The organism is Fusibacter tunisiensis, from assembly GCF_016908355.1.
GTDB classification, from domain to species: Bacteria; Bacillota; Clostridia; order Peptostreptococcales; family Acidaminobacteraceae; genus Fusibacter_D; species Fusibacter_D tunisiensis.
This window is the reverse complement of record NZ_JAFBDT010000016.1, coordinates 25,548-43,743: the sequence shown is the minus strand read 5'-3', so window position 1 is coordinate 43,743 and position 18,196 is coordinate 25,548. Positions and strand designations below refer to the sequence as shown.

Annotated in this window: 14 protein-coding genes; 11 read left to right on the top strand and 3 right to left on the bottom strand. The window is 40.5% G+C overall.

Translation table 11 applies throughout. The annotated features are described in order from the left end of the window. Nucleotides 1-8: 8 nt before the first annotated feature. The 3 genes from JOC49_RS09435 to JOC49_RS09425 are packed head-to-tail and all read right to left on the bottom strand — an operon-like array spanning nucleotide 9 to nucleotide 4,010. The gene (locus JOC49_RS09435; RefSeq protein ID WP_204664702.1) at nucleotides 9-1,145 is read right to left on the bottom strand and encodes a glucose-1-phosphate adenylyltransferase; all 1,137 of its coding nucleotides are present in this window, start codon (nucleotides 1,143-1,145) and stop codon (nucleotides 9-11) included. Next, complete coding sequence (gene glgB, locus JOC49_RS09430; protein ID WP_204664699.1) at nucleotides 1,132-3,075, bottom strand: 1,4-alpha-glucan branching protein GlgB; 1,944 nt, start codon at nucleotides 3,073-3,075, stop codon at nucleotides 1,132-1,134. The genes JOC49_RS09435 and glgB overlap by 14 nt, the downstream gene beginning before the upstream one ends. 11 nt (nucleotides 3,076-3,086) lie before the next feature. Beyond that, nucleotides 3,087-4,010, bottom strand: a complete 924-nt coding sequence (locus JOC49_RS09425; protein ID WP_204664697.1) for a LysR family transcriptional regulator — start codon at nucleotides 4,008-4,010, stop codon at nucleotides 3,087-3,089. Between the two features lie 235 nt (nucleotides 4,011-4,245). Between JOC49_RS09425 and JOC49_RS09420 the strand changes: the two genes are divergently transcribed. From JOC49_RS09420 to purD, 11 genes are all read left to right on the top strand, one after another. Further along, a complete protein-coding gene (locus tag JOC49_RS09420) occupies nucleotides 4,246-7,962 on the top strand; it encodes a phosphoribosylformylglycinamidine synthase (RefSeq protein ID WP_204664695.1) in 3,717 nt (1,238 codons plus the stop codon). 59 nt (nucleotides 7,963-8,021) lie between these two features. After that, nucleotides 8,022-8,843: a cell wall hydrolase gene (locus JOC49_RS09415; protein ID WP_204664693.1), complete on the top strand. Its 822-nt coding sequence runs from the start codon at nucleotides 8,022-8,024 to the stop codon at nucleotides 8,841-8,843. A gap of 128 nt (nucleotides 8,844-8,971) precedes the next feature. Next, nucleotides 8,972-10,243, top strand: a complete 1,272-nt coding sequence (locus JOC49_RS09410) for a putative DNA modification/repair radical SAM protein (RefSeq protein ID WP_204664691.1) — start codon at nucleotides 8,972-8,974, stop codon at nucleotides 10,241-10,243. After that, on the top strand, nucleotides 10,224-10,985 hold the full coding sequence (locus tag JOC49_RS09405) for a TIGR03915 family putative DNA repair protein (RefSeq protein WP_204664689.1): 762 nt from the start codon (nucleotides 10,224-10,226) through the stop codon (nucleotides 10,983-10,985). The genes JOC49_RS09410 and JOC49_RS09405 overlap by 20 nt, the downstream gene beginning before the upstream one ends. Before the next feature lie 113 nt (nucleotides 10,986-11,098). Next, a complete protein-coding gene (gene purE, locus JOC49_RS09400; protein WP_204664687.1) occupies nucleotides 11,099-11,584 on the top strand; it encodes a 5-(carboxyamino)imidazole ribonucleotide mutase in 486 nt (161 codons plus the stop codon). 9 nt (nucleotides 11,585-11,593) lie between these two features. Beyond that, entirely contained in the window at nucleotides 11,594-12,313 is a 720-nt protein-coding gene (gene purC / locus JOC49_RS09395; protein ID WP_204664685.1) for a phosphoribosylaminoimidazolesuccinocarboxamide synthase, read from the top strand. Continuing rightward, nucleotides 12,306-13,721: an amidophosphoribosyltransferase gene (gene purF, locus JOC49_RS09390; protein ID WP_204664683.1), complete on the top strand. Its 1,416-nt coding sequence runs from the start codon at nucleotides 12,306-12,308 to the stop codon at nucleotides 13,719-13,721. Before purC ends, purF begins: the two co-directional genes overlap by 8 nt. Nucleotides 13,722-13,732: 11 nt before the next feature. Continuing rightward, nucleotides 13,733-14,770, top strand: coding sequence for a phosphoribosylformylglycinamidine cyclo-ligase (gene purM / locus JOC49_RS09385; RefSeq protein WP_204664681.1), 1,038 nt, complete (start codon nucleotides 13,733-13,735; stop codon nucleotides 14,768-14,770). Continuing rightward, nucleotides 14,758-15,378, top strand: a complete 621-nt coding sequence (gene purN / locus JOC49_RS09380) for a phosphoribosylglycinamide formyltransferase (protein WP_204664679.1) — start codon at nucleotides 14,758-14,760, stop codon at nucleotides 15,376-15,378. Before purM ends, purN begins: the two co-directional genes overlap by 13 nt. Further along, nucleotides 15,359-16,897 carry a bifunctional phosphoribosylaminoimidazolecarboxamide formyltransferase/IMP cyclohydrolase gene (gene purH / locus JOC49_RS09375; protein WP_204664677.1) on the top strand — a complete coding sequence of 513 codons (1,539 nt, stop codon included), beginning with the start codon at nucleotides 15,359-15,361 and terminating at the stop codon, nucleotides 16,895-16,897. The genes purN and purH overlap by 20 nt, the downstream gene beginning before the upstream one ends. A 13-nt stretch (nucleotides 16,898-16,910) precedes the next feature. Continuing rightward, the gene (gene purD / locus JOC49_RS09370) at nucleotides 16,911-18,158 is read left to right on the top strand and encodes a phosphoribosylamine--glycine ligase (RefSeq protein WP_204664668.1); all 1,248 of its coding nucleotides are present in this window, start codon (nucleotides 16,911-16,913) and stop codon (nucleotides 18,156-18,158) included. Nucleotides 18,159-18,196 lie beyond the last annotated feature (38 nt).

Below are 18,196 nucleotides of genomic sequence, written 5' to 3'. Positions count from 1 at the left end.
GCACCTCTCTATGATTTTATGATATTGGTGCTGCTGACCAAGTAGACTTCTTCAGAATCAGGACTGCCAATTTTAGTCCCGGATTCAACAACGACATTTTCCATAATAACGGCATTGTAAACAGAAGCCCCTTCTTCAACAACAACCCCTGACAGAATGACGCTATTTTTCACAACAGCATTTTTTTCAATGTGAATCTCATTAAAAAGCATTGCGTTTTCAAGAGTGCCATTTATGACACACCCCTCATTGATCATGGAGTTTTTAACATGAGCGTCTGCTGAAATATAATGCGGTGGCAAATGTTTGTTTTTGGAGTATATTTTCCATGTTCGGTCATATAAATCCAATGTATTTTCATCAGAAAGAAGGTCCATATTTGCTTCCCAGTAACTTTTAATTGTACCAACATCTTTCCAATAGCCTTGAAATTTATAGGCGTACATTTTCTTGCCGTCAACTGTCATATTTGGAATAATGTTTTTTCCAAAATCGTTTTCAGAATCTGGATTTTTTTCATCGGCAATCAGATAATCGCGCAATGATTTCCAGTTAAAAATATAGATGCCCATGGAAGCTAGGTTGGAAGTAGCGTTTTTAGGTTTTTCAAGAAACTCTGTGATCAATTGATCTGCATCGATTTTTAGAATACCAAAACGATTGGTTTCTTCCCAAGGGACTTCAATGACAGAGACAGTCACGTCTGCATTTTTTTCAAGATGGAAATCCAACATAACAGAATAATCCATTTTGTAAATATGGTCGCCCGATAAAATGAGTACAAATTCAGGATCTAATTCATCGATAAAAGAAAGGTTCTCGTAAATGGCATTTGCAGTGCCCTTATACCACCTGCCCCCTTGTTCGTTTGTATAGGGTGGCAAGACGCGAACACCGCCGTTGGGGCGGTCTAAATCCCACGAGCTTCCAATTCCAATGTGAGAGTTAAGCTGATAAGGCTTGTATTGTGTGAGGATGCCCACATCAAATATGTTGGAATTTGAGCAGTTACTCAGTGGGAAATCAATAATTCGATATTTCCCTCCAAAAGGAACTGCTGGCTTCGCCACATCCTTGGTGAGGAGTTTGAGTCTAGAGCCTTGTCCGCCAGCAAGCAGCATGGCAATCATTTTACCTTCTTTCATGGGTTGCTTCCTCCTTTAATTTAATATAAACGGCACTTAAGCCGGGAAGTTCAATTCTAATTGAATATGGCCGATTAAATGCAGGTTCATTTTCAGTTTGGTAATTTTTTTTCTGAGAGGGGCTTGAACCGCCATAGCGTTCAGAATTTGAATTTAAAACAACTTCATAAGTCCCCTCCTGAGTGACACCTATTGGGTGGGCATTCCGGCCAACAGGCGTAAAGTTAAAGATGGCGAGAAGTTTATGTCCATCCGCATCAATGCGTTCGAAAGAAATGATGCTTTCTTTTGAGTTGTCAACTTCAATCCATTCATACCCATCGTAAGATGTGTCCACGCCGTACAAGCAGGCTTCCGTTTTGTAAAAACCATTTAAATCTTTTAAGAATGTTTGAACGTTTTTGTGTGAATCATAGTTCAAAAGATGCCAATCCAATGCTTGCCATTCGTTCCATTCAATGAACTGACCGAATTCACTGCCCATGAACAATAGTTTTTTACCCGGATGTGCATACATATACGCGTAAAGGAGCTTTAAATTTGAAAATTTTTCGTGATACGTTCCGGGCATTTTTTCAAGTAAGGATTTTTTGCCATGTACCACTTCATCGTGACTGAGTGGCAGAACAAAATTTTCCGAAAACGCGTAAGTCATGGTAAAGGTTAAAGCCTTGTGAAAGCCACTTCTAAATACGGGGTCAAGTTGCATATATTCAAGAATATCGTTCATCCATCCCATGTTCCACTTGTAGTTGAAACCCAAACCACCAGAGGCTGTAGGCCATGAGACCATAGGCCAAGCTGTGCTTTCTTCTGCCATCATTAAGGTGTTTGGGTAGTACTTAAATACAATTTCATTCATTTGTTTTATAAAATCAACTGCTTCAAGATTTTCAAAGCCGCCGTATTTGTTTTTCAGCAGTTTCCCCCCGAAATTAAGATAGAGCATATAGGCAACTGCATCGATTCTGATTCCGTCTACATGGTAGTAGTCATGCCAATAGAGTAGGTTTGAAATTAAGAAAGATTTTACTTCAGGCTTGCCATAATCAAAATTTGCTGTTCCCCATTCGTCGTTGTGGGCCTTATCGTAATCATGTGATTCAAAGACGCTGCCACCATCAAAGTGATAAAGACCATGCGCGTCTTTGCAGTAGTGCCCTGGAACCCAGTCTAGTATCACGCCAATGCCATTTTGATGGCAAGTATCAACAAAATACATAAAATCTTTAGGGGTACCAAAACGACTGGTAGGTGCATAGTAGCCTGTAATTTGATAGCCCCAAGACCCATCGTAAGGGTGTTCCATAATGGGCATGAGTTCAATATGCGTGAAGTTCATCTCCTTGACATAGGGGATGAGCTCTTGAGCCAAATCATGATAGGAATATTGTTTGCCGTCGTGTTTTTTTCGCCACGACAGAAGGTTGACTTCATAAATGCTGATGGGACGATTGTAATCATCAGACGCTTCTCTGCTTTTTAGCCATTCTGAATCGTGCCAAATGTAACCCTTTAAATCGTAGAATTTTGAAGCGGTTTCAGGACGTTCTTCTGCATGAAAAGCATAAGGGTCGGCTTTGTAAAGAATCTGACCATCAGTAGCTGTAATTCTGTACTTGTACCGATCGAACATTTGAACGCCTGGAATACAAATTTGCCATAAACTGCTGCCTTTTATACGTTGCATGGGGAATTGGGTTTCGTCCCAATCGTTAAAATCGCCCATTAGATGGATGGCGGTGGCGTTTGGTGACCATACGACGAACCGTACCGCCTCTATATCAAGGCGGGTTATGTAATGTGCGCCAAGAAATTCATAACTTTTGTAATAGGACCCTTCATGAAAAAGATGGATGTCAAAGTCACCTTCATTCAGATAAAAATAACCTTTTTTAAGAATAGAGTCTTGAATGTTTTGGTCTGTCATGGGAACCTCCTTTAATCGTGCTTAGCAATAAGTAAATCTAAAAATTTCTGTGCCGCCAAAGAGAGTGGCTTGCTGGTGTTTGTCAAAACACTGACAGTGATGGCGGGAATTGATTCGACCACTGGGATTCGACACACACTTTCTTTTTTTAAAGCGAGCTCTGCAATGTTTTGTGTTACAAATCCAATGCCCATATCCGCTTTTACAGATTCTAAAATAACGTCAAGTGACCCAAATTCAAAAGCAGGCTCCAGTTCTAATTTATGGTCTGCATAATACGCATTTAGAACACGGCGGGTCGTTGAATTTTCTTCTAGACATATTATGGGATATTGGGTCAATTCTTTTAAAGTGTGTGTTCTTGAATAAATGTCCTTTCTAAAACCACTGCAGATAAAAAGATTTTCAATAGATGAAAATGGTGAAACACTTAAACCTTCATAAGAGCACTTGGGGTTGGTATTGATCACTGCAATATCGATTTCACCGTTTTTGAGGCGTTCAACAGATTTTGGAGAAGGCCTGTTGCTGATGGATATACGTACTTTTGGATATAAGGCATGAAACATTTTAATTTTAGGAATCAAATAATAACGCGTTATGGTATCACTTGCACCGATAAAAATTGTGCCTTCATCCAGTGATTTGATGCTGTGAATCGCATTTTCAGCGGATCGGATAAAATTGTAGGCTTTTTCAATATGTTTATACAAAACTTCGCCTTCAAAAGTGAGTTTTATATTTCGACCCTGCCTAAAAAAAAGATTCACCCCCAATTGAGTTTCTAAGGATTTGATGGCTTGACTCACGGCTGATTGAGTGACGTGTAGGGTATTTGCAGCTTTTGAAAAATTAAGGTCGTGAGCGCTGTGATAGAAAAATTTGTAAAGTTCAAAGTTGATGGATGTATGCTGTTTATTGGTTTCAGTCTGCATAACAAGCTCCTTGATGCTGGGGGATGAAATTAACCCCTCTGATTATTTTGTATGAAATAATTAGCTGTGCTAATAAGATTATACCAGTATAAAAAGATGTTAAACAGGATTAATGAAAATTTGACACAAGAATTTTATATTAGCCCACATTATAACGAACATTAATTATAATAATTTTAATTTTGTTCGACTCTGTGGTATATTGTAGGTAATAGAAATCGATTTGGAGGCAAATATGGTGGAGCGTGTGCTTGTTGAAAAAAAGAAAGCGTTTGCAGTTGAGGCAGAACATCTTGCCAAGGAACTGCATCAAACATTGGCGCTAGAGTCAGAAGTGTCAATTCGAATTATTAATTGCTATGATTTCGAAGGTGTTTCAGATGAACAACTTTCGGAGGTTAAGCAAGTTGTTTTATCCGAACCGAATGTAGACCGTGTTTTATCTGAAGATGAATTAGAAGGGAAGCAAATTTTTAGAGTTTCCTATTTGCCGGGACAATATGACCAAAGAGCTGATTCGGCTGCACAATGTATTCAAATTGTAACCTTGGGTGAAAAACCTCAAATTATTTCCTCAAAAATATATGTTGTGGAAGGGGTTTCGGATTTTGATTTGGATAGGATTAAGGCCTATTTAATTAATCCGGTGGAGAGTTATGAGGTTCCAATTGAAAAGCCAAACGCTTTGGATTTGAAACTCGATGCACCTGGTTTTGTTCCGGTGGTTGAAGGGTTTGTGGACTGGGATTTTGAGACGCTGGATACTTTTAGGCAAGACTTGGGGTTGGCGATGACCCTTGAAGATCTCAAACTCATCCAAAAGACCTTTGCTAAAGAGAAAAGAAATCCTACAATGACTGAAATTAAGGTTATTGATACGTATTGGTCTGATCACTGCAGGCACACAACGTTTATGACTTTGCTTACCGATGTGACTTTTGAAAATGGGCCTTATAAAAGGGCTATGGTGGAAGCTTATGACCACTATATTGGCCTTAGAGATTTTGTCTACCCGCTTAAGGATCGTGCTGTAACTCTAATGGATTTGGCAACTATTAATATGAAGGCATTGAGATTGAGTGGTGGGCTCGAAGATTTAGATGTGTCTGATGAGATCAATGCGTGTAGTATAAAAATAGATGTTTCAGTGAATGGTGAAAAAGAGCCTTGGCTTTTGATGTTTAAAAATGAAACCCACAATCATCCAACAGAAATAGAGCCATTTGGGGGTGCTGCAACATGTCTTGGTGGTGCAATTAGAGATCCACTTTCTGGTCGCAGTTACGTGTATCAAAGTATGCGCGTTTCAGGTTCAGCCGATCCGCGTCAGCCCATATCAGAAACGCTAGATGGCAAGTTGCCACAAAAGGTGATTACACAAAAAGCAGCGGCAGGATTTAGTGCTTATGGCAACCAAATTGGACTTTCTACAGGGCTTGTTTCTGAAGTATATGATCCGGGATACGTTGCTAAGCGTATGGAAGTAGGTGCTGTCATTGGCGCTGCACCTTATACAAATGTTGTTCGGGCGTGTCCTGTTTCTGGAGATGTTGTGATCTTAGTGGGTGGCGCAACTGGGAGAGATGGTATTGGTGGTGCAACAGGATCGTCAAAGTCGCATGATGAGGATAGTTTGATGACTTGTGGTGCAGAGGTTCAAAAAGGCAATCCACCAGAAGAGCGTAAGATTCAGCGTTTGTTTCGGAATTCAAATGTGACACGGCTCATAAAAAAATGTAATGATTTTGGGGCTGGAGGCGTTTCGGTTGCTATTGGAGAGTTGGCAGATTCTCTGGAAATTAACCTCGATGCAGTTGTGAAAAAATATGAGGGGCTTGATGGGACCGAAATTGCAATATCTGAATCACAAGAACGTATGGCTGTGGTTGTGGCGCCTCAAGATGTCAATGCCTTTATTGGGTTTTGTCATGATGAAAATTTAGAGGCTTCTGTGGTGGCAAAGGTTACAGACTCTGGACATTTGATTATGGTTTATAAGGGACAGGAAGTTTTAAATCTCTCAAGAGCTTTTTTAGACACCAATGGTGTTCGTGGTGAAATGAAAGTAACAGTTGTATCCCCGCAAACAAAAACCTTTTTTGAACCGCAAAGAGAACGAGATTTGCCTGAAATGCTAGAAGACTTGAATATTTGCTCTCAAAGAGGATTGGTTGAACGTTTTGACAATACAATTGGGGCTGGAACGGTGTTGATGCCTTTTGGGGGTGTAACAGAATCGACACCTATTCAGACGATGGTGTCAAAAATCCCCGTGCTTCATGGTGAAACAGATACCGTTTCTATGATGAGTTATGGGTTTAATCCTGAAATTGGGAAATGGTCTCCTTTCCATGGGGGGTATTATGCTGTGGTTGAATCTGTGGCCAAACTGGTTGCATCTGGTGCCAGTTATAAGAAAATTAGAGTGTCGCTCCAAGAGTATTTTGAACGTTTGGGGGCTGATCCTAAAAAGTGGGGCAAACCCTTCGCGGCACTGTTAGGCGCGAGTCATGCGCAAAGTGCTTTTGGGATAGCTGCAATTGGCGGAAAAGATTCCATGTCAGGCTCTTTTAAGGATTTGGGAGTGCCACCAACCTTGATATCGTTTGCGGTTTCAACCAATCAAGCAGATTGTGTGATAACGCCTGAACTTAAGAAATCTGGGTCAAAAGTATATATGTGGTATGCAAAGCGGTTGACGGATGATTTGCTTGAATTTGATAGTCTCTTATATGGCTACTCAAAAATTCATAAAGCAATTGCGGCGGGGGATATTTTATCTGCTTATGCGGTTGGCAAAGGCGGCGCTTTAGTTGCTGTGACAAAGATGGCATTTGGAAATGAAATTGGTGTGGACTTTAATTCGAAATTTGAAGCCATGCTTAAAGAAGAAGCTTATGGCAGCATTGTTTTTGAACTTGCAAGTGGCAAAGAAGCGATTTTTGAAGAGATGGCTTGGTGTTTTGAAATTGGAAAAACCATAGAAAAAGCCTCGATTGGATTTGAAGATAAGCGTTATGCGATACGTAATTTAATTGAGACTTGGGAAAAACCGCTGAAACCTATTTTTCCAACTGTTCATGAAGGTGAGGGATATGCGAAAGCATTTGAGTATAAAAAAAGAAGCCAGCACAAGCCTTCAATTTCTATAGCAAAACCACGTGTTTTGGTGCCTGTTTTTCCGGGAACGAATTGTGAATACGATACTGCAAAGGCGTTTGAAAAAGCAGGCGCAAAAGTAGAAACTTTTGTGTTTAGAAATCGTACGCAATCTGATTTGATGGATTCAATTGAGGCGCTTTCTAAACTTTTGGATCAAAGTGAAATTTTAGCGCTTCCAGGTGGTTTTAGTGCTGGCGATGAGCCTGAAGGATCGGGTAAGTTTATGGCATCTGTTTTAAGAAATCCCAAGGTAGCAGAATCGGTTATGCGTCTATTGCAGTCTCGGGATGGCTTAATTTTAGGCATTTGTAATGGATTTCAAGCGCTTGTGAAAACAGGTCTTTTGCCTTATGGCGAGATACGTTCTTTGGAACCGGATGCGCCAACATTAACCTTTAATAAAATTGGTCGTCACGTGGCAAAAATGGGAAATGTACGCGTTTCTTCTGTCATGTCACCTTGGTTTAGTGGTGTTCAAGTGGGCGATGTTTTTAAAACGGCTTTTTCCCATGGCGAAGGCAGGTTTTACGCAAATGTGGATGCTATTGAAGCCATGGCCCATAAAGGTCAAATTGCAACCCAATATGTTGATGCCTCTGGAAGGCCGACGTATGATGGGGCTTACAATTTAAATGGATCTGTTGAAGCAATTGAAGGATTAACGTCTGCAGATGGTAGAATTCTAGGCAAAATGGGCCACGTTGAACGAATGGGAGACCATTTGTATAAAAATATTTCTGGAGAGAAATATTTCAACCTCTTTACATCTGGGGTACAGTATTATAAATAATCTTCAAATTACTAGACTTTTGTGGTAGAATACACAAATAGTTTATTAAGGAGGATTATATGCATTTGAAAAAATGGATTGTGTTTATTGTTATCTTGATTTTATCTGTTAATGTCGTTTTTGCAGAGGATATACTAATTGCTTATCAAGATCAAAGTGTTGTAGATGAGCGTTTGGTCTGGCAAGATGGAGAGACGGTATATGGTGGTCTTGTGGCCTTTGCTGAAATGTATGGGGCACAAGTTACATGGAGTGATGTGGCTCAAGCAGCTTATTTGAAGCACATGGGTCGAAATTATGTGTTCGAGATTGGGTCATCTGCAGTTGTGACGGATACAGGTCTTGTGAAAATGGAGACGGAAACGGTTACTTTAGAAGGAAGGCTGTTTGTACCGATGTCATATTTAGCGGCTGTTTATGACTTTGACTATGTTTATGATGAAGCGTTAAAAATTGCGACCCTTGATGGCGAAACATTGGTTTTGATGCCAGAGCAATTGGATGAAATGCCAGTCTCGCTGAGGTATGCGTATACGGACGAAGAGCTTTTGATGTTGGCCAGACTTGTGGATTTAGAGGCCCGCGATGGTTCTATTTTAAAAAAGACTGCGGTTGCCAATGTCGTGCTTAATCGTGTAGAACATACTGGTTTTCCAAATACTGTAGAAGGTGTTATTTTTCAAAAAGGCCAATTTCCACCAGCTTACTATAGCAGTTTTAACACCCTTGAGCCAAAACCAGAAAGTTTTGAAGCGGCTCTTAGAGCCTTTGAAGGTGAAGTGGTTATAGAGGAAGCACTTTATTTCAACTATATCCCTTTTAGTTGGAAAAGCGACTCAGATTTCATAAAGAATATTGAAGGTGATTATTTCTACCGTTAGAGTATCATAAAATCCCATTTTTCATACCCGTATTGGATGTGAAAAGTGGGATTTTCTTTACTTTTTTGTGGAAAAGGTGTATTCTTAAAACAGAACACATGTTCTGTTTTAAGAATAAGGGGGACCCCATGACAACACTTGAAAAATTAACCATTTTGGCTGATTCTGCAAAATATGATGTATCGTGCTCATCTAGTGGTAGCAATAGGTCTGCAACTTATAACGGTATTGGGAATGCATCTGCGCCTGGAATTTGTCACAGTTTTGCAGATGATGGACGGTGCATTTCTTTATTAAAAATTCTATTTACAAATGCCTGTATGTACGATTGTGGATACTGTATCAATAGAAACTCCAACGACTCAATTAAGCGTGTCTCTTTTACACCAGATGAATTGGTAGATCTTGTGATTCAGTTTTATAGACGCAATTACATAGAGGGACTGTTTTTAAGTTCGGGGGTCTTAAGATCTCCAGACTATACAATGGAGCAATTGATTCAAGTTGTTAAAACGTTGAGGGTGCGTGAAAATTTCAATGGCTATATTCATTTGAAGGGAATTCCTGGTGCAGATGCAAAGCTTATCAGGGAGGCTGGGCTCTATGTGGATCGAATGAGTCTAAATATTGAGTTGCCAACAAGTCAGAGTTTGAGGCTTTTAGCCCCTGAAAAAGATCGGGCGCAAATTATTGAGCCTATGAAATTGATTCGTGAAGAAATGGCCTCGTATAGAGTGGATGCAAAGAAATTTAAGAAAGCAAAATTATTTGTACCAGCAGGTCAAACAACTCAATTGATTGTCGGTGCGACCCCTGAACCGGACTATATGATTTTGAGAATTTCAGAAGCTTTTTACCAGAAGATGAAGCTGAAGCGTGTGTATTATTCCAGTTATGTGCCGGTTGGCCGTGTTGAGGGTGTTGTCCCATATGGCATACACTCTCTACAGAGAGAACATCGTATTTACCAAGCTGACTGGCTGCTAAGATTCTACGGATTCAAGGCTTCAGAGTTGTTAAATGAAGAAGCCCCTGATTTAGATCTGGTCTTAGATCCGAAAGCCCAATGGGCGCTTCGTAATTTGCATCTTTTTCCAATAGACGTCAACCGGGCAGATTTAATGACGCTTTTGAGAGTACCTGGTATCGGAACTGTTTCTGCCAGACGAATTTTGGCAGCAAGGCGATTGGCATATCTAGATTTCGATGGCCTTAAGCGCATAGGTGTTGTGCTCAAACGCGCTCAATATTTTATAACTTGTAAAGGCAAGATGCTTGCACGCGTGGATGAAAATCCTATGTTTTTAAGGCAGCTCTTAGCAGATGGTAACACACAGTTGAATTTGTTTGACCTTTATCCAAAACAGTTTGGTGGTGGGCATGAAAGATTATCTATATGATGGGACGTTTGAAGGGGCATTGACGGGTATTTATTACATGTTTAAAGCGAAAGAGAAGCTTAATGAAAGCCGGTTGCTTCTTCAAGAGACCTATCAAATGTCGTGTTTAAACGAAACGATTGTGGTACAGGTGAACGCTGAACATGTGGATCGTGTCACAAAATGGATTTTAGAGGCGTTTGGTGAACATGCGTTTAGGCACTTAGCGTATGCTTTTTTAGCAGAAGACACGCATTATGGAACTTTTTTGTTCAATTATTTAAAAAGACTGAATCAGTTGGGCGCCGGGGGTGTTATGTGCTTATCTGATCCGTATATTTCTCAAATGTATAAACTTTATAATCGGGTAACACGTGAATCGCATCTTTTTTTAGGCCTTCTCAGGTTTTCAGAACTTGAAAACGGGATTCTTTATGCGGCTTTTGAACCCACTCAAAATATTGTTCCGCTTCTGACGGGCCATTTTAAAGAAAGGCTCGGTGCACAAAGCTGGGTGATTCATGATGTAAAACGTGGCCTTGCGGCGTTTTATGATGGCACTGCAATTTATATTAAGCCACTTGAAATGCCTTCGATTCTCAATTTTTCCGAACGCGAGCGGAATTATCGAAGTCTGTGGAAAAAATATTTTAAGGCTATTTCAATTGACGAACGCTTGAATCCAAGACAACAAAAACAGATGATGCCTAAGAAATACTGGAAATTCTTAGTTGAGACCCCATCAAACATGAATATTAAATAAAATTTATCAAAAATAGTTCGATTTACTATTGACGGAAGAGAGACAGATGGTATCATAAACTTAACGAACAAATTCTTTTGTTGTCTAAAAATTATTCGTGATTTGGAGGGTGTATGAAAGTAGCAATTCTTATGGGAAGTGATTCTGATTTTCCTGTCGTTGAAAAGTGTATTGATGTTTTGAAGGATTTTGGCGTCTCTGTAGAAGCGCGTGTCCTTTCTGCGCACCGTACACCACATTTGGCTGTGGAATACGCCATGAGCCTTGAAGAGAATGGTGTAGATGTAATCATTGGGGCTGCTGGTAAAGCGGCACATTTACCGGGCGTAATAGCAGGTGTTTCTGTACTTCCGGTTATTGGATTGCCAATTAAATCATCAACTATGGATGGACTTGATTCTTTGCTTTCAATTGTGCAAATGCCTTCTGGAATTCCAGTTGCTACGGTTGCCATTAATGGGGCAGAAAATGCGGGTCTTCTTGCTGTTCAGATTTTATCTGTTAAATACCCAGAATTACGGCATAAATTGCACACTTATAAAAAGAAAATGGCAGACCAAGTGCTGGTTAAAGATGCGTCCATTCAGGACAGATACTAGGAGGCAAATATGAAAAAGCTTGAAATGTTGTATGAAGGCAAAGCGAAACGCGTTTACAAGACGGATGATGTCACTAAATATTGGATTGAATATAAAGATGATGCAACGGCATTTAATGGTGAAAAAAAGGGGTCCATTCATGACAAGGGTATCGTCAATAATAAAATGAGCGCCCTCTTGTTCAAAGTTGTTGAAGCTTCTGGCGTGCCGACACATTTTGAATCCCTTGTTAATGACCGTGAACAAATTGTGAAAGCTGTTAAAATATTACCTTTGGAAGTCATTGTGCGTAATGTGGCTGCTGGTTCTTTGGCGAAACGGCTTGGCCTTGAAGAAGGGTATACAATGAATGAAACAGTTTTGGAGTTTTGCTATAAAGATGATGCGTTGGGTGATCCTATGATCAATGAGTATCATATTGCAGCTATGAATTTTGCATCAAAGGATCAGGTTGCACTTATTAAAACGTATGCCCTAAAAGTAAATGAGATCCTTAAAGCTTATTTTATGGATAAAGGTCTAAACCTTATAGATTTTAAGCTTGAATTTGGCGATTATAATGGAGAGGTAATCCTTGCAGATGAAATTTCACCTGACACGTGCAGATTGTGGGATTCACAGACACATAAGAAGATGGACAAAGACCGGTTTAGAAGAGATCTTGGCGATGTGGAATCTACATACCAAGAGGTGCTTGAAAGACTAACTGAGGGTTCTACACATGCATAGTTTGGCGTGTCTCGAGGATAAGTTGCATGAAGAATGTGGTGTTATTGGGATTTATGCCAAAGAATCAGAAGTAGTACCCCAAATGTTGTGTTTTGGACTTATCGCGCTTCAGCACCGTGGACAGGAAAGCGCTGGAATTGCAGTGGTGAAAGACAATAAAATGCAATATTATAAAGAGATGGGCTTGGTGCAAGAGGTTTTTAACACGTCGATTTTAAACCGTTTGCATGGCGACGTTGGGATTGGGCATGTGCGGTATTCCACAACGGGCGAAAGTTATGCTTCAAACGCTCAACCGCTAGTTGTTCGGTATAAAGGGGGGAGCATAGCGCTCGCGCACAATGGCAATTTGGTAAATGCAAATGCCATTAGAAGTGAGTTGGAGGATGACGGGTCTATCTTTCAAACCTCCATTGATACAGAAGTGATTGCAAACCTCATTGCCAAGCATTATCATTTGGGAATGAAACAGGCAATTGTTGAATCGGTAAAGCAAATCAAAGGGTCTTATGCCCTTGTAATTGTAATGGAAGACAAATTGATTGGTGTGCGTGATCCAAATGGGATTAGACCACTTTCTTTGGCCAAACTGGAAGATGGCTATGTTTTGGCATCGGAGACATGTGCCCATGACGTTGTTGGTGGGACGTTTATTCGGGATATTGAACCTGGTGAAATGGTCATTATTGATCAAAATGGTGTTGAATCGGTTTTCTTTGATCAAAGTTCTAGGAAGGCCGTTTGCGCTTTTGAATATGTATACTTTGCCAGACCAGACAGCATAATTGATGGTCGAAATGTTTTCGTTAGCCGGAAGGAAGCTGGAAAGATCTTGGCTCAGGAAAATCCCGTTGATGCAGACATGGTCATTGCAGTTCCGGATTCTGGAACTGCAGCAGCTATTGGGTATGCAGAAGAATCGGGCATCCCTTTTAACGTAGGTTTAATAAAGAACAAGTATATGGGGCGGACCTTTATTCAGCCAGATCAGAAATCAAGAGAGTTGGCGGTTCGCCTTAAACTTAATGCGATGAAAGAAAACATTTCAGGTAAGCGATTGATTTTAATTGACGATTCAATTGTACGGGGCACAACCAGTGCAAAATTGATTAAAATGCTTAAGGATGCAGGTGCTACAGAGGTTCACCTGCGTGTGTGTTCGCCGCCCGTTATACATTCGTGTCACTTTGGAATCGATACCCCCAACCGTCAACACTTAATTGGTGCGGTTAAAACATTAAGCGAAATTTGTGAAGCGATTGGCGCTGATTCTCTGGCTTATTTGAGCCCAGAAGGGTTAATAAAAGGAATTGGCCTATCTCGAAATGAACTGTGCACAGCTTGTTTTGATGGAAACTATCCAATGGAAGTACCTGAAAATGGAGACAAGCATATATTTGAAAAATAAGGAGTCGTCCAATGAGTGAAAAAGCAACATATGCAGCGGCAGGTGTAGATGTAAAAGAGGGCGCACGTGCAGTTGAGTTGATGAAAAAACATGTGAAGGAAACTTATAATGGGAATGTGCTTGGTGATTTAGGCAATTTTGGTGGTTTGCTAAGACTCTCAGGTGAATTTCAAAATCCTGTACTCGTTGCAGGGACTGATGGCGTGGGAACGAAACTAAAACTTGCTTTTATGATGGACCGGCATGACACAGTTGGACAAGATCTCGTGGCAATGTGTGTCAATGACATATTGTGTCAAGGTGCAACACCGTTGTTCTTTTTAGACTATATGGCAACTGGAAAACTTCAAGCTGAAAAAGCCGCTGAAATCGTAAGTGGGATCGCAAAAGCCTGCAAGCTTTCTCAAATGCCGCTTCTTGGAGGCGAAACTGCTGAAATGCCTGGATTTTACTCAGATGGCGAGTATGACTTGGCGGGTTTTGCAGTTGGCGTTGTAGACGAGAAGCATGTTGTGACAGGCAAAGATATTAAACCGGGAGATTTGTTAATTGGTCTAGAATCTAGTGGCATTCACTCAAATGGGTATTCTTTGGTAAGACACGTGATTTTTGATAAAATGGGGTTTTCGCCAGAAACAGTGGTGGATGAACTGGGTGGTAAGGTTGGCGACCAACTTTTAACCCCAACTCGTATTTATGTGTCGTCTATATTAAAATTGCTTGAGAAGAGATGGGTTAAAGGCGCTATACATATGACTGGAGGCGGATTTTATGAGAACATTCCAAGAATCTTGCCTGAAGGGACTGGCGTGGAAATCTATTTGGAGCGTTGGACACCACACCCCATTTTTAAATTGATTCAAAAATCAGGTGAAATTGAAAGAGATGAAATGTTTGCCACATTTAATATGGGAATTGGGTTTATTGTTGTTGTAGACCCAAATCATGCAGACTTTGTCCTGGATAGTTTAAAGGAATCCGGTGAGGTTCCCCATACAATTGGGCAGGTTATAAACGGGCATGGAGAAGTTGTCTTATGCAACGCATGAGAATAGGTGTTTTGGTATCTGGCGGCGGCACAAATCTTCAGGCGATTTTAGATGGTGTGACGTCTGGTGATTTGGCTGTGACGGTAGCGTGTGTTGTTTCAAATCGAAAGGAAGCATACGCTTTAAAGCGTGCTGAAAAATCGGGTGTTGAAGCTTATTATATTGGCAAAGGAAATTATGTAGACCGTCTATCGCGTGATCGTGCACTCCTTGGGTTGCTGAAATCTAAGCAGGTTGATTATATTGTTTTGGCAGGTTATTTGGACATTTTGTCGCCAGAAATTGTCACGGAGTTTGAAAATCGTATTCTTAACATCCATCCGTCTTTGATTCCCAAATATTGTGGAAAAGGATATTTCGGGTTAAAGGTTCACGAAGCGGTCATTGAAAATGGAGATTCTAAAACCGGAGTGACCGTACACTATGTGGATTCAGGTATAGATACGGGGGCTATTATACGTCAAGTTCAAATAGCAGTTAAAGAAGGTGATACGCCAGAACTTTTAAGCAAGCGTGTTTTGGAAGTGGAGCATGAGGTTTTGGTTAGCGTGCTTAAAGAAATTGCAGATCGTTTTGGAGGGGGAGAACATGCAAAATGCATTGATTAGTGTTTCAGATAAAACAGGGATTGTGGAATTTGCAAAAGAACTTGTGAATTTGGGCTTTCGTTTGATTTCAACGGGTGGCACTGAAAGTGTTTTGAAAGCATCGGGGTTGGATGTTGTAAACGTGTCGGAGATTACACATTTTCCTGAGTGCTTAAATGGACGTGTTAAGACGTTACATCCTGCGGTTCATGCGGGTATATTGGCGAGACGGAATTTGAAGGATCACATGAATCAGATTCAGGATTTGGGCATTGAAACCATTGATTTGGTTGTTATCAATTTATACCCGTTTGCAGAAACCATTCAAAAACCAAAGGTATCTTTTGAAGAGGCTATTGAAAACATTGACATTGGAGGGCCTACCATGCTTAGGTCTGCCGCTAAAAATCATGAGGATGTACTTGTAGTTGTGAATCCGGAAGATTATTCTGGTGTTTTAAATGCTTTGAAAGAGAAATCGGTAACCCATGTTTTTAGAAGAGAACTTGCACTTAAAGTATTTGAGCACACCGCTTTTTATGATGCTTTAATATCAGATTATTTGAGGGAACAAGTTGACGGGGATGTATTTCCTCAAAAAATGACTTTAGCTTATGAAAAAGTTCAAGATATGCGTTATGGTGAAAATCCTCATCAAAGGGGCGCATTTTACAGGGAAGTGTCTTCAAAAAACATAAGAGGACTTGCGGATGCGAAACAGTTACATGGGAAAGAACTTTCCTTTAACAATATTAATGATGCCAATGCGGCTTTGGGACTTTTAAACGAGTTTGAAAAGCCGACAGCAGTTGCGGTTAAACATGCTACGCCTTGTGGTGTAGGTGTGGGAATAGATATCTTTCATGCGTTTGAAAAAGCCAATGCTTGTGATCCGGTGTCTATTTTTGGAGGCGTTGTTGCCTTAAATAGACCTGTGGATTTGGAAACAGCAGAAAAGCTTGGATCGATTTTTTTGGAGATTATTATCGCGCCTGATTTTGAAGCAGATGCACTTGAACACTTGATGCGTAAAAAAAATGTCCGAATTTTGAAATTTGATGTTGCCGATACACAAAGTCAAAATCAGATAGTCGACCTTAAAAAGGTTACCGGCGGAATTTTGATTCAAGACCAAGATTCAAAATTAATGGCGGAAGACATGAAAGTGATGACGGAACGTATTCCCACAAAGCAAGAAATGGAAGAGATGACTTTCGCTTGGACTGTGTGTAAACATGTTAAATCAAACGGAATTGTAATTTCAAAAAATGGAATGACGCTTGGGCTTGGTCAGGGTCAAGTGAGTCGTGTTTGGGCAAGTGAAGCGGCAGTTGGTCACAGTAACTTTCCAACAAAGGGAAGTGTTTTGGCATCAGATGCTTTCTTCCCTTTTGCAGATGCGGTTGAGCTGGCAGCAAAAGCAGGCGTTACGGCAATAATTCAGCCTGGAGGTTCTGTAAGAGATGCGGAAATAATTGAAGTTGCAAATCAATATGGCATTGCGATGGTATTTACAGGAATGCGTCATTTCAAACATTGATAGGAGTGTTGTAATGAAAGTTTTAGTTATTGGGAGTGGCGCTAGAGAGCATGCCATTGCCTGGAAATTAAGCCAATCCAAAAGAAAACCAAAATTGTATGTAGCACCAGGGAATCCTGGGATATCAGAAATTGCAACATGTGCACCCATAGAAGCATCTGATCTAAAAGGCCTTCTCAAATTTGCTTTGTCTGAAAAGATTGATTTGACGATAGTGGGGCCTGAAGCACCTCTTGTTATGGGGATTGTGGATTTGTTTGAAGCAAATGGTTTGAAAATTTTTGGGCCCAATCAAGAAGCCGCTCAATTTGAGGGGAGTAAATGTTTCACAAAAGATTTTTTAATGAAAAACAAAATTCCTACAGCGGCCTATAAGGTGTGTGAAACTGTGGAAATTGCAATGGATGCACTTTCTGATTTTGAATACCCAGTGGTGATTAAGGCAGATGGTCTCGCAGCTGGTAAAGGCGTTGTTATTGCAGAAAACAGGCAGGATGCTCAGCGTGCACTTAAAGCAATTATGGAAGATAAGCAATTTGGAAACGCGGGGGAAAGAGTGGTTTTAGAAGCGTTTCTAAAAGGCGTAGAAGCGTCAGTTTTGTGTTTTTGTGATGGCGAGACGATATTGCCAATGCAGGTGGCTCAAGACTATAAAAAGGCATTTGACGGTGATCTTGGCCTCAATACAGGTGGTATGGGGGCGTATTGCCCAAGCAGGATTGTGGACGCTGACCGGATGGATAAAATTAAGGAAAGCGTTTTGATTCCATTTTTAAAAGGGTTAAAAGACTCAAAGGTGTCTTATAAGGGGATACTTTTTGTGGGTTTGATGATTGATGAAGATGAGGTTAATGTATTGGAATTCAATGTGCGTTTTGGAGATCCTGAAACTGAAGTGATTTTGCCAAGACTTGAAACCGACTTGTTGGATGTTTTTGAAGCGGTTGTTGAGGAAAAGCTATCGGAAGTTGACCTTGTATATAATGAGACACATACGGTAGGTGTGATTCTTGCCTCAGGAGGCTACCCTGAGTTCTATGAAAAGGGCATCCCGATTTATGGGCTTGAAAAGTGTAAAAATTCTTTGATTTTCCACGCTGGAACAAGTTGGTTAGGCGATGATTATGTCACTTCTGGTGGTCGGGTTCTATGTCTTGTGGGACAGGGGCAGACGCATGAAATTGCGCGTAAAAATGCTTATTTAGACGCTTCACGAATCCAGTTCAACGGGTGTTTTTATCGAAAGGACATTGGTCAGTAAAGAAAAAGAAATTCCGCCTTCAGTATGAAGACGGAATT